Below are 13288 nucleotides of genomic sequence, written 5' to 3'. Positions count from 1 at the left end.
GACGCGCTTTCTCGATTAAAAGAAGATGCGACGCTTACTCAGCGTCAGCTTCTGCCTTCTTTTCTGCAACGACTTCCTTGCCAGTTTCCTGATCGACGACCTTCATCGACAGGCGAACCTTGCCACGCTCGTCAAAGCCCATGAGCTTGACCCAGACCTTCTGGCCTTCCTTGACCACATCAGTGGTCTTGGCAACGCGGTCGGCAGCGAGCTGCGAGATGTGAACCAGGCCATCGCGTGGACCAAAGAAGTTTACGAATGCGCCGAAGTCAGCGGTCTTAACAACTGTACCTTCGTAGATTTCGCCAACTTCCGGTTCAGCAACAATCGAGTGAATCCACTTCTTCGCGGCTTCGATTTCCTTGCCGTTCGACGAAGCGATCTTGACCGTACCATCGTCTTCGATGTTGATCTTGGCGCCAGTCTTTTCAACGATTTCGCGGATAACCTTACCGCCCGAACCGATAACATCACGGATCTTGTCGGTCGGAATGTTCATCACTTCGATGCGTGGAGCAAATTCACCGAGTTCTTCACGCGAGGTCGAAAGAGCCTTAGCCATTTCGCCAAGAATGTGAACGCGACCGCCCTTAGCCTGTTCCAGAGCAACCTTCATGATCTCTTCGGTGATACCGTCGATCTTAATGTCCATCTGAAGCGCGGTGATGCCGTTTTCAGTACCGGCTACCTTGAAATCCATGTCGCCGAGGTGATCTTCATCACCGAGAATGTCGGAAAGAACAGCGTAACGCTCATCTTCCTTGATCAGGCCCATGGCGATACCGGCAACTGGACGTGCCAGCGGAACGCCTGCATCCATCAGCGCCAGCGAGGTGCCGCAAACAGTAGCCATCGAGGACGAACCATTCGATTCGGTGATCTCGGAAACCGAACGGATCGTGTAAGGGAACTGTTCAGCAGCTGGCAGCATTGGGTGGATTGCGCGCCATGCGAGCTTACCGTGACCGATTTCACGACGGCCTGGCGAACCCATACGGCCAGTTTCACCAACCGAATATGGTGGGAAGTTGTAGTGCAGCATGAAGGATTCCTTGTAGGTACCCGTCAATGCATCAATCATCTGTTCGTCTTCGCCGGTGCCGAGCGTGGCAACAACGATTGCCTGCGTTTCACCGCGGGTGAAGAGCGCCGAACCGTGCGTACGTGGCAGAAGGCCAACTTCCGAAACGATCGAACGAACGGTCGAAAGGTCACGGCCGTCAATACGGCTACCTGTGTCGAGAATGTTCCAGCGAACAATCTTAGCCTGCAGGTGCTTGAACACGGTTGCAAATTTTTCAGCCGAGAATTCTGGCTCTTCAACGCCCTCAGGGAAGAAGTGAGCCTTCGCCTTGGCCTTGGCAGCGTCAACAGCTGTGTAACGAGCCTGCTTTTCGGTGATCTTGTAGGCATCACGCAGATCGTTTTCAACGACTGCAAGCATCTTGGCTTCAAGGTCCGACAGATCTTCCGGCTGGAAGTCGCGTGGTTCTTTGGCAGCAACTTCAGCGAGCTTGATGATCGCATCGATAACTGGCTGGAAGCCCTTCTGGCCGAAAATAACGGCGCCGAGCATGACTTCTTCGGAGAGTTCCTGTGCTTCCGATTCAACCATCAGAACGGCGTCAGAAGTACCGGCAACAACCAGATCAAGCTTCGATTCTGGCATTTCGTCGATGTTCGGGTTCAGAACATATTCGCCGTTGATGTAGCCAACGCGTGCACCACCGATCGGGCCCATGAAAGGAACGCCGGAAATGGTGAGTGCTGCCGAAGCTGCAACCATCGACAGGACATCTGGGTTGTTTTCGAGGTCGTGCTGAACGACAGTCAGAACAACCTGTGTGTCGTTCTTGTAGCCATCAACGAAAAGCGGACGGATCGGACGGTCGATCAGGCGCGAAACCAGAGTTTCGTTTTCGCTTGGACGTCCTTCACGCTTGAAGTAACCACCAGGGATCTTGCCAGCGGCATAGGTCTTTTCCTGATAGTTGACGGTGAGCGGGAAGAAATCCTGGCCTGGCTTTGGTTCCTTGGCAGAAACCACAGTCGCGAGAACGACGGTTTCGCCATAGGTTGCCAGAACTGCACCGTCAGCCTGACGTGCGATCTTGCCGGTTTCGAGTGTAAGCGGACGACCGCCCCATTCGATTTCTACTTTGTGGGTATTGAACATATCTTGTCCTCTTGTGGCGATGCCGCGCAAAAGCGCCTGAAGACATCACCTCGGTTGGCGGACAGGCCACGGGCAAGACAACGGGAAGTTCGTTACGTGTCGGAACATTCATTTGCGAATATTCTCTGGCACGAACTACCTGCAATCCTGCCCCATGACTGGTCCAGGTCATGAGCCTTATGGCTCGTCATCGGCATGACGGAATGCACCCGGTGCGCCGTCTCATGCCAGTGGGCATACGCCCAATATAATCGCATTCGCTATTGGAAAGCGGCTATCCGCTCATCCTTGGAATACACTTTGCGCATCTTGTCCGAAAACCGCTTCGCACTTTTCGGGAGGCGCCTTAAATCAAAAGGGCGACGTTTTGAGACGTCGCCCGATTTTACCGTTAACGGCGCAGACCCAGACGGGAAACCAGCGCCTGGTAACGTGCCTGGTCGATGCCCTTGACATAGTCAAGAAGACGACGACGCTGCGAAACCAGCTTCAGAAGGCCGCGACGCGAATGATTGTCATTCTTGTGGCCCTTGAAGTGTTCGGTGAGGTTGGCAATACGCTCGGAAAGAACGGCAACCTGTACTTCAGGAGAACCGGTATCGCCTTCCTTGGTGGCGTATTCCTTGATAAGTGCTTGCTTGCGCTCAGCAGTAATCGACATCGTACACCCTTTCTTGATGAGAGGAAAAACAGACGCCCAGGCCGGGATGTCGTCCAGCGCGGGCCATTTACACGATCTGACGTACATTATGTACGATCGCTGAAGGGGCATATAGTTCAAATTTGGCAGAAATACCAGTCCGAAATATGCCCCAACTTTTAAGAGACCAGTTTAGCCCGCTGTAAACACACGCTTTGGCTTGAACTGTCCATGCTCAATGTAGCCGATGGCAAGCAGTTTGCCATGCGACGTCACGCAAGCCTCATCCGCTTCAAGTGGCGCATCGCGACCACGAATGATCACGGGATTGCCCAAACGAACGCGCTGTGCCTGGTCATCAGACAGAGCAACCTGCGGCAGGCAATCAAGTGCCGCACCGGTATCAATGATCAGGGCATCCATTGCCGAAAAGTCGCGTCGTGGCGCTGGTTGCTCAACAACCTCGACATCAGCCTCGCCTTCTTCCTTTTTCGGCGGTAGCGGAGGCCAGGCTTCTTCGAGCTCTGCCAGAGTTACCAGATCTTCATCGGTGAAAGGGGCAACTTCGATGCGGCGCAAATCCGAAATATGGCCATAGCAGCCGAGATCGCGGCCCATATCGCGCGCAAGCGATCGAACATAGGTGCCCTTGGAGCATTCGACTTCGAATTCGGTGCGATTTTCGTCCGGGAATTCAACAATTTCGAGACGATCAATTTCGACTTCACGCGCCGGAATTTCTACCGTTTCACCTTCACGCGCCAGATCATAGGCGCGTTCGCCTGCAATCTTGATAGCCGAAAACTGCGGCGGAATCTGCGAGATAACGCCTGTATAATTCGGCAACAGAGCTTCGACATCCGCACGCGATGGGCGGTTATCTGAGTTTTTGGTGGCAACACCTTCAAGATCGTCGGTCGAGCGTTCCTCGCCCCATGTCACTGTGAAACGATAAACCTTGGTCCCATCCATGACGTAAGGCACGGTTTTGGTGGCTTCGCCCAGAGCAATAGGCAACATGCCCGAGGCAAGAGGATCAAGCGTACCGGCATGGCCGGCCTTTTCGGCATTGAACAACCACTTGATCTTCGAGACCGCTTCGGTCGATCCCATGCCCTTCGGCTTGTCAAAAATGACCCAGCCGGAAACCGGACGACCTTTTTTCTTGCCTCGTCTTGCCATGCTTTATTCGTCTCCATTGCGGGAGGTTGCGTCCTCGCCGTCATCTTCATCATGCCCAAGGTCACGCGCCACTTCCGGCGAACGGAGAAGCGCATCAATCTTGGAAAAATTATCAAAGCTGGTATCTGCGCGGAAACGGAATTCCGGCATATATTTCATCTGGCTGAGGCTTGGAGCCATGCGACCGCGAATGAATTTCGCGTTTGCAGCCAATGCTTTGATCACAGCCTGTACATCAGTGCTGCCCAGCGGTGTGATGAAGCAGGTCGCGATCTTAAGATCAGGCGACATGCGAACTTCTGACACCGAAATAACCGTACGCTCGATTACGTCATCGCGAATTTCTCCGCGCTGAAGAACCTGAGCCAATGCGTGACGCACCTGTTCGCCCACACGGAGCTGGCGCTGGGAAAGGCCACCTGAGCCTTTTGGATCTGGAGAACGTGCCATAGCTGTATCCTCGATAAACAGCCATCAATCGGCGCTCAGTCCCGAAAGGCTGGCCGACAAAATGGCTACAAACTGGTAAGCGCAATAAAGCGCAATCTACCACAATTCAGATGGGAGTCAGACCCTCGGAACCGGGCAACGGAAATGTAAGAAGGCCGTGCCGCCCATGATCGGGCGACACGGCATAATGCTATTAAAGCGTACGGGTAATGTGTTCGACGCGGAACGCTTCGATCGTATCGCCAGCGCGGATATCGTCGTAGTTTTCGAACGCCATACCGCATTCCTGGCCCATAGGCACTTCTGACACTTCGTCCTTGAAGCGCTTGAGCGTCTTGAGCTTGCCTTCGTGGATAACCACGTTGTCACGGATGAGGCGGACGCCTGCACCACGTTCAACCTTACCGTCAACCACACGGCAACCAGCAACCTTACCGACCTTGGTGATGTTGAAGACTTCGAGAATCTCAGCATTACCGATGAAGGTTTCACGGCGTTCTGGCGACAGAAGACCGGACATTGCTGCTTTAACATCTTCGATCAGATCGTAGATGATGTTGTAGTAGCGGATTTCAGTACCCTGCTGGTCAGCTGCATCACGCGCCTGCTTGTTGGCACGAACGTTGAAGCCGATGATCGCAGCATTGGAGGCTTCGGCCAGCGACACGTCGCTTTCCGTGATACCACCTGCGCCCGAATGAACGATGCGTGCACGCACTTCGTCTGTGCCGAGCTTGTCGAGAGCGGTAATAATCGCTTCGACCGAACCCTGGACGTCACCCTTGATGACGAGCGGGAATTCCTTGGTACCCGAAGACTGAAGCTGGCTCATCATATGCTCGAGCGAGCCACGCTGGCCTGTCTGACGCGCAACAGCCTTATCGCGGGCAAGACGCTGGCGATAATCGGCAATTTCACGAGCCTTGGCTTCATTGGCAACAACTGCGAAGCGATCGCCAGCCTGCGGTGTACCCTGGAGGCCGAGGATTTCGACCGGCATAGCAGGTCCGGCTTCCTTCACATGATCGCCATGGTCGTTGACCAGAGCGCGCACACGGCCCCATTCGTTACCAGCAGCGATGATGTCACCCGGATGCAGCGTACCCTTCTGAACCAGAACGGTTGCAACCGAACCACGACCGCGATCGAGCTGGGCTTCGATAACCACACCTTCAGCCGTACGTGTCGGATCAGCCTTGAGATCAAGGATTTCAGCCTGCAACAGAACTGCTTCAAGCAGCTTGTCGAGGTTGATCTTGTTCTTGGCCGAAACTTCGACGTCGAGCACTTCACCGCCCATGGTTTCCACGAAAACATCGTGCTGGAGCAGCTGTGTACGAACCTTCTGCGCATCGGCTTCAGGCTTGTCGATCTTGTTGATTGCAACAATGATCGGAACGCCAGCTGCCTTGGCATGATTGATCGATTCAATGGTCTGCGGCATGACGCTGTCGTCCGCTGCAACCACGAGAATCGCAATATCTGTCGCCTGAGCACCACGGGCACGCATTGCCGTAAAGGCGGCGTGGCCTGGCGTATCGATGAAGGTGATCTTCTGGCCGTTCTGTTCGACCTGATAAGCACCGATATGCTGCGTGATGCCACCAGCTTCGCCCGAAACGACGTTTGCGTGACGGATAGCATCGAGGAGCGAGGTCTTGCCGTGATCGACGTGACCCATAATGGTTACGACCGGAGGACGTGAAACCAATGCGCCTTCGTTATCAGCAACATCGAAGATGCCTTCTTCAACGTCCGATTCAGCAACGCGCTTGACAGTGTGGCCAAATTCTTCAGCGATCAGCTGCGCCATATCCGCATCGATGACGTCGCCTGGCTTCATCATCTGGCCCTGCTTCATCAGGTACTTGATGATATCAACCGAACGCTCGGTCATACGCTGTGCAAGTTCCTGCAGCGTAATGGTTTCAGGAATGGTCACTTCACGCGAAATCTTTTCGCGTGTTTCCTGCATCTGCGAACGCTTGAACTTTTCCTGACGACGACGCATCGCCGACAGCGAACGCGAACGGCCTTCATCTTCCAGATTGCTGGAGATCGTCAGCTTGCCACGACGGCGGTCATCTTCACCCTTAACAACCTTCGGTGCGCGCACTTCAGGCTTTGCTGGAGTGCTGCGACGTGCGCCGGCTGGACCACGACGATCATCGTCATCGACGGAACCGCCCGGCTTGCGCTGCTGGCTCTGAGGCAAAGGTTTATTGGCTGTTGGAATAACGTCGGCAATCGCTGGCGATGCCGGACGCTGTCCCTGGCCTTGACCCTGACCGGGACGACCGCCCTGTTGTGGACGACCGGAATGTTGCGGACGTCCGCCCTGCGGCGCAGGACGCGCATCGTCACGACGCTCGGTGCGTGCTTCGGTCTGTGGAGCGCGCTTGGCAGCTTCAGCCTCGGCACGAGCCTTGGCTTCTGCTTCTGCCTTGATACGGGCTTCTTCCTCCGCCTGACGGCGAGCGGATTCTTCACGTTCCTTGGCGCGGCGTGCATCTTCTTCAGCGCGGCGCTTGGCTTCTTCAGCTGCGCGAACGCGATCTTCTGCATCACGAACCAACGCGCCTTCGAGCGCACGACGGCGTGCGTCCATTTCGGAGCGAGACAGCGTGTTCAGCACCATGCCCGAGCGATCAGACTGGCGAGGACGCTGTTGCTGCTGGCCAGGGCGCTGCTGATGACGTGGCTGCTGCTGTGTTGATTGTGGGCGCGGAGCCGCCGGTGCGGCAGCAGCAGGCTTTGGCTGCGGTGCTGCAGGAGCAGCCGGGGCCGGTGCCTTGGCTACTGGCTGAGCAGGTGCAGCTTGTACCGGCGCAGCAACGGGAGCCGTTGTTGCAGCTGGTGCTGGCGCGGCCGCAGGTGCTGGAGCTGCCGGAGCAGGCGCTGCTGGCTTCGGTGCCAGTGCTTCCGCTTCAGGCTTCTCATCAGGCCGTGAGAACTTGCGCTTCTTGGTTTCAACGACGACAGCCTTTGTGCGGCCGTGGCTGAAATTCTGGCGCACGGTGCTCTGCTCAACGCCTGGCCGCTTAATGGTCAGCGTCTTCTTGGAGTTGACGCTCAGCGTCTTGTCGTCGTTTGTTTTATCGCTCATTACGTTTCCGTTTCCTTCGCGGCTTCAGCCGCTTTACCCGAGCATTATCCAACGCGATCAGATCATTTTGAATAATGCTCCGGTCATCCACTTTAGCGCACAATCCGGTTAGGCCAACCAGGCCGATTATCCGGTTCATGCTCCAGAGCGGATCCCGTCTCGTCGGGATTAAGAGAACCGCTCTACCAATTTATAACTCAGCAGTGTCGGACTGCCGTTTCAACTCAATGGGCTTTCGCCACGATATCGATGCAATAAAAGCAACCGTTGCACGACCCCGGCTGCTGCCTTTCCGTCGAGCACGGCTGCATGTATCACATTTCCACCCCCAAATGCCAAATCCATTTCTTCTCCCTTAAAAAGAGTGAAGGCCGGGATTTCGGGGCCATCCATACGAACCACCACACGGCGGGCTTGATCCAGTTTACGCACGCCATCAGAAGCGGCTTCCTGTGCATGCAAAACCAATGCCGCAGCACCGGAACGAATTGCCTGATCCACCTTAGTGGAACCAGATACAACTGCACCGGATTTACGAGCCAGCGCGAGACTACCGAGTGCAGACTTCGTCAACAGCTGGTCAACCAGCGCGCCAAGATCTGCTTGCGGCTTCACATCGTCTTTCAGCGCCCGCGCAAAAAGCTTGCGCTTGACGGCTTCGTCTACAAGACGACGTTCCGCCTTGACCCAGCAACCTCTGCCCGGCAAATTCCGCTTCAGGTCAGGTACAACCGAACCATCAGGCCCAGCAACGAACCGGATCAGATCATCTGCCGATCCGCTTTCCCGCGTGACGATACAGGTTCTATCATTCATATCCTGCTCCGCACGCAAACTCGGTTTTACCATCGATGCCTGTTACTTATTACCAAACTGGCAGCGACCTAGCAGAGCTGACGCCACTTCTCAATACGAAACTCTAAAACGCCATAAATTGCGCCCGAATTGCTCCGGGCGCAACCGCAATGCCGTCTCTTGTCTTTTTACGAAGCGACTTCTTCTTCGCCAGCTTCGCTCTCGTCGTTGGTTTCAACCGCAACGAGCTCTTCTTCAGTGATCCAGCCAGCCTTCAAGCGAGCAGTCAGGATCATCTGTTCAGCATCAACGCGTGAAACATCGAACGAAGAGAGGATACCGCTGTGATTAACGGTTTCTCCGTCCTTGCGTTCACGCCAGCCGACGAGATCGTCAACAGCATAACCCGCAAAGTCTTCGATATTCTTCACTCCGTCCTCGCCGACGGCAACCAACATGGCTGTGGTAAGACCCGGAAGCTCGCGAAGTTCGTCTTCAACACCCAGTTCCTTGCGGCGGGCATCCTGTTCGCCTTCAATGCGCTCCAGGAATTCGCGTGCGCGTTCCTGAATTTCACCAGCGGTATCTTCATCAAAGCCGTCGATCGAGGCAATTTCGCCTGGCTCGACATATGCCAGTTCTTCAACAGAGGCAAAGCCTTCAGAAGCCAGAACCTGACCAACCATCTCATCAACGTTGAGGGCTTCCATGAACAGGTTCGAACGCTCGGCAAATTCCTTCTGACGACGTTCGGATTCTTCGTCTTCCGTCAGGATGTCGATATCCCAGCCTGTCAACTGCGAAGCAAGGCGCACGTTCTGACCGCGACGACCGATTGCTAGTGATAGTTGGTCATTCGGAACGACAACTTCAATACGTTCTGCGTCTTCATCAAGAACAACCTTGGCAACTTCAGCAGGCTGAAGCGCGTTGACGATGAAGGAAGCAGCATCTGGCGACCAAGGAATAATGTCGATCTTTTCGCCCTGCAGTTCGGCAACAACAGCCTGAACACGAGAGCCGCGCATACCGACACAGGCACCAACCGGATCAATCGATGCGTCGCGTGAAACCACGGCGATCTTGGCGCGCGAACCTGGGTCACGAGCAACCGACTTGATCTCAATGATGCCGTCGTAGATTTCCGGCACTTCCATGGTGAAAAGCTTCGCCATGAAAGAAGGATGGGTACGCGACAGGAAAATCTGCGGACCGCGCTGTTCGCGACGAACGTCGTAAACATAAGCGCGGATACGATCGCCATAACGGAAAGCTTCACGCGGGATCAGTTCGTCACGACGAACGATTGCTTCACCTCGGCCAAGATCAACGATCACATTGCCATATTCAACACGCTTGACGGTGCCGTTAGCGATTTCGCCGACGCGATCCTTGAATTCGTCATACTGGCGGTCGCGCTCGGCTTCGCGCACCTTCTGCACGATAACCTGCTTGGCAGACTGAGCGGCAATACGGCCGAAATCCATTGGCGGCAGCTGGTCGGCGATGAAATCACCAACCTGCGCATCTGGATTGCGATCGCGCGCAGTGAACAGCGAAATCTGCGTGGAATAGTCTTCAACAGTCTCGACCACTTCGAGCAGACGCTGAAGCTTGATCTCACCGGACTTTGCATTGATGTCGGCGCGGATGTTGCTTTCCTGACCGTAACGCGAACGCGCAGCCTTCTGGATCGCATCGGCCATGGCCGCAAGAACGATCTCACGGTCAATCGACTTCTCGCGTGCAACCGCATCAGCGATCTGCAGAAGTTCCAGCCTGTTTGCACTGACTGCCATAGGTCTCTCCTTGGTGACGCATCCGTTCGCCTTTAGGAACCGGACGCCTGAAACTCACTTTGAAACTTACTTCTCTTCGGATTCCGTCGAAGCGGCTTCCTGATTGTCTTCGGTCGACTCGTCTCCGCGCCCATCACCCAGATCATCTCCGGGAATGCGGCCTTCCCGCAGGGCCTTGTCCTTGCGCAGCGCATCGCGAATGAGTTCATCGGTCAGAACCAAACGCGCATCGGAGATCAGATCGAACGGAATGCGAACAACCGGTTCATTACCGTATGAAATCTGATCACTTTCGATCACGATAGAATCGGCATCACCGACCACGATGCGACCGCGAAACTTCTTTCGTCCTTCATGAACGATCGAGGTCTCGACCTTTGCGATATGTCCCGCCCAATCGCTGAAATCGGACTTACGAACCATCGGACGATCAATACCCGGCGACGAGATTTCAAGATGGTACTTGCCGCTGATCGGATCTTCGACATCGAGAACCGGAGCCACGGTGCGGCTCAACAATTCGCAATCCTCAACTGTCATCGTGCCATCTGGACGCTCGGCCATGATCTGCAGCGTCTGACCATTGAGGCCGGAAAGGCGCACGCGCACAAGGCGGAAACCCAGCGTATTGATCACCGGCTCCACAATGCCTGCTACTTTTGCATCGACGCCCGTTTCGCGAATGATACGCTCATCTGCGTTTACGGCCTCAATTGCCTGTTCCTGTTCCGTCACTCGATAAACCTTTTTCACAGAGCCGTAGTTAACAAAAAAGAGCGGGTCCGGGAGGGCCCACTCTTGTTCAAACGACCAAGAATTTGAAACTTATATACCAGCTGATGCGGATTTTTTCAAGGCCGCAATTGAGGCCGCAATTCAACCAACCATCAAAGCCTGATGAATGTCAGATAGGCAGCAACGCGTCCTTCACGGAAAGCCTTTGCTTCATAGCGCGTGCCTGGCCAGCCGTCATAGGCGTTATTCCAGTCATCCGGGCCTGTCGCCTGCCATTCGAACGCCGGGTGCCTGCGGCAGTGCTGCAGCGTCCAGTTGACGTAATGTTCGATATCAGAAGCGAAACGGAACTTCGTGCCTGGCTTCAGCAGACGCGCGAAACGATCAAGATTTGCATCACTGACAAAGCGCCGTTTCCAGTGGCGACGCTTATGCCAAGGATCTGGATAGAAAAGATCGATGCCAGAAAGCGATGCATCAGGCAGCCAATCCAGCACATCGGTCGCATCTTCATCATAGAGACGAAGATTAGTGCGCGGCGCTTCATGAAGGGCCGCCAGCATCTTGGCCATACCATTGACGAAAGGCTCGACACCAATGAAGCCCGACTGCGGATAGCGTCCACTCTCATGATAGAGATGTTCGCCACCGCCAAAGCCGATTTCCATGCGCACATTCTCAACCGGCGCTTCAAACAATGTCCTCAAATCCTGCGGCGCAGGTGTATCGAGGTCCAGTTTCAGACGCGGCAGCAAATCTTCAAAAAGATTATTCTGATGTGGACGGAGTGGCTTGCCATGACGGCGGCCGAAAAAGTTTCCGGCCGCGCGTACTGGATGGGATTCATCGGTCATTTATCGCTGTTCCAGTTAAAGCGGTATCGTGGGAACCGCTCTAACTCTTTTTTACGCATTATCCTATGCAAAACCGCTGCGCAGTATTGCTGGAAATGTAATCAATCAGGCTGAGAGTGCTGCCTTCAATGCCTTGGTAAGATCGGTCTTCTCCCAGGAGAAGGAACCATCACGACCAGCCTTGCGACCAAAATGGCCGTAAGAAGAGGTCTTGGCATAGATAGGCTTGTTGAGATCTAGATGCTTGCGGATGCCGGTTGGCGACAGGTCCATAACCTTGCGCAGCGCTTCCTCAACCGCCGATTCGTCAACCTTGCCGGTGCCGTGCAGGTCAACATAGACCGAAAGCGGCTGAGCAACGCCAATGGCGTAGGAAAGCTGGATCGTGCAACGGTCTGCGAGATTGGCCGCAACTACGTTCTTGGCAAGATAACGCGCAGCATAAGCCGCCGAACGATCAACCTTGGTCGTGTCCTTGCCGGAGAATGCACCGCCGCCGTGCGGTGCTGCGCCGCCATAAGTGTCGACGATGATCTTGCGACCGGTCAGACCGGCGTCACCATCCGGACCGCCAATGACAAACTTACCGGTTGGATTGATGTACCAGTTGCAGTTTGCGGCAACCGGCAGATCGCCAAGCGCTTCGCGAATGTAAGGCTCGACAACCGAACGCACCTTCTTCGAATCCCAGCTGGCATCGAGATGCTGCGTGGAAAGAACGATCTGCGTGACTTCAGCGGCCTTACCGTTCTCGTAACGAACCGTCACCTGGCTCTTGGCGTCAGGGCCGAGCTTACCTGGATCGCCTTCACCTTTGTGGCGGGCTTCGGCAAGCTTTTCGAGAATCTTGTGCGAATAGTAGATCGGCGCTGGCATGAGATCTGGGGTTTCACGGCAGGCATAGCCGAACATGATGCCCTGATCGCCTGCACCTTCTTCGCCCTGACGATCAGATGCGTTGTCCACGCCCTGTGCGATATCGGCAGACTGTGGATGCAGAAGCACATCGATTTTCACCGTACGCCAGTTAAAGCCGTCCTGCTCGTAACCGATTTCACGGATCGCCTTTCGCGCTGCAGAGCGGAAACGGGAAGGATTAATCAGCGGATGCCCCGCCGCGTCGTGCGCGATGGTGCCGTCCTTATTCTTCTTCAGGAAAGTCTCAGGCACGCGTACTTCGCCAGCGATGACCACGCGATTGGTGGTGGCAAGCGTTTCACATGCAACGCGAACAGACCAAGGATCGACGCCGGTGCGGCGCGCCTCCTTGTAAATCATGTCTACGATTTCATCGGAAATACGGTCGCAAACCTTGTCTGGATGACCTTCAGACACGGATTCGCTGGTGAAGAGATAAGAACTGCGCGACACGGGTAACCCCTCTTGAAAATCCAACGGAACGAATGTCCGCCATGGAAACACAGTAGCGCCCGGAACTGTTTCATTACGTTCCGGGCACATCAATGTGTTAGCGAAGTTGGGATTGGACCGTCAATGCATATTCTTGTTGCAACACCGCGATGCCGGAAAAAATCCTCCCGGCATACGCTT

10 protein-coding genes are annotated in these 13288 nt (G+C 55.0%); all 10 read right to left on the bottom strand.

What is annotated here, in order from left to right:
• Nucleotides 1-34: 34 nt before the first annotated feature.
• Nucleotides 35-2176 (bottom strand): polyribonucleotide nucleotidyltransferase, encoded by a 2142-nt coding sequence (pnp, locus tag CEV34_RS07305; RefSeq protein WP_007872843.1) that lies wholly within the window; start codon nt 2174-2176, stop codon nt 35-37.
• 391 nt (nt 2177-2567) lie between these two features.
• The gene (rpsO, locus tag CEV34_RS07300; RefSeq protein WP_007872840.1) at nt 2568-2837 is read right to left on the bottom strand and encodes a 30S ribosomal protein S15; all 270 of its coding nucleotides are present in this window, start codon (nt 2835-2837) and stop codon (nt 2568-2570) included.
• Nucleotides 2838-3008: 171 nt separating this feature from the next.
• Nucleotides 3009-3998, bottom strand: coding sequence for a tRNA pseudouridine(55) synthase TruB (gene truB / locus CEV34_RS07295; RefSeq protein WP_007872835.1), 990 nt, complete (start codon nt 3996-3998; stop codon nt 3009-3011).
• 3 nt (nt 3999-4001) lie between these two features.
• Nucleotides 4002-4448: a 30S ribosome-binding factor RbfA gene (gene rbfA, locus CEV34_RS07290; protein ID WP_007872832.1), complete on the bottom strand. Its 447-nt coding sequence runs from the start codon at nt 4446-4448 to the stop codon at nt 4002-4004.
• Nucleotides 4449-4641: 193 nt separating this feature from the next.
• The gene (gene infB, locus CEV34_RS07285) at nt 4642-7554 is read right to left on the bottom strand and encodes a translation initiation factor IF-2 (protein ID WP_007872829.1); all 2913 of its coding nucleotides are present in this window, start codon (nt 7552-7554) and stop codon (nt 4642-4644) included.
• 219 nt (nt 7555-7773) lie between these two features.
• Complete coding sequence (locus CEV34_RS07280; RefSeq protein ID WP_083898612.1) at nt 7774-8403, bottom strand: RNA-binding protein; 630 nt, start codon at nt 8401-8403, stop codon at nt 7774-7776.
• A 134-nt stretch (nt 8404-8537) separates the two neighbouring features.
• Nucleotides 8538-10148 (bottom strand): transcription termination factor NusA, encoded by a 1611-nt coding sequence (nusA, locus tag CEV34_RS07275; protein WP_007872824.1) that lies wholly within the window; start codon nt 10146-10148, stop codon nt 8538-8540.
• A 66-nt stretch (nt 10149-10214) separates the two neighbouring features.
• On the bottom strand, nt 10215-10883 hold the full coding sequence (rimP, locus tag CEV34_RS07270) for a ribosome maturation factor RimP (protein ID WP_064322303.1): 669 nt from the start codon (nt 10881-10883) through the stop codon (nt 10215-10217).
• 152 nt (nt 10884-11035) lie between these two features.
• Nucleotides 11036-11737, bottom strand: a complete 702-nt coding sequence (trmB, locus tag CEV34_RS07265) for a tRNA (guanine(46)-N(7))-methyltransferase TrmB (protein ID WP_007872819.1) — start codon at nt 11735-11737, stop codon at nt 11036-11038.
• Between the two features lie 105 nt (nt 11738-11842).
• Complete coding sequence (gene metK, locus CEV34_RS07260; protein WP_007872817.1) at nt 11843-13108, bottom strand: methionine adenosyltransferase; 1266 nt, start codon at nt 13106-13108, stop codon at nt 11843-11845.
• Nucleotides 13109-13288: the final 180 nt, after the last annotated feature.

The organism is Brucella pseudogrignonensis (assembly GCF_002252525.1).
Lineage (GTDB): Bacteria > Pseudomonadota > Alphaproteobacteria > Rhizobiales > Rhizobiaceae > Brucella > Brucella pseudogrignonensis.
The sequence above is the reverse complement of the archived record's forward strand: the minus strand, read 5'-3'. Positions and strand labels throughout refer to the sequence as shown.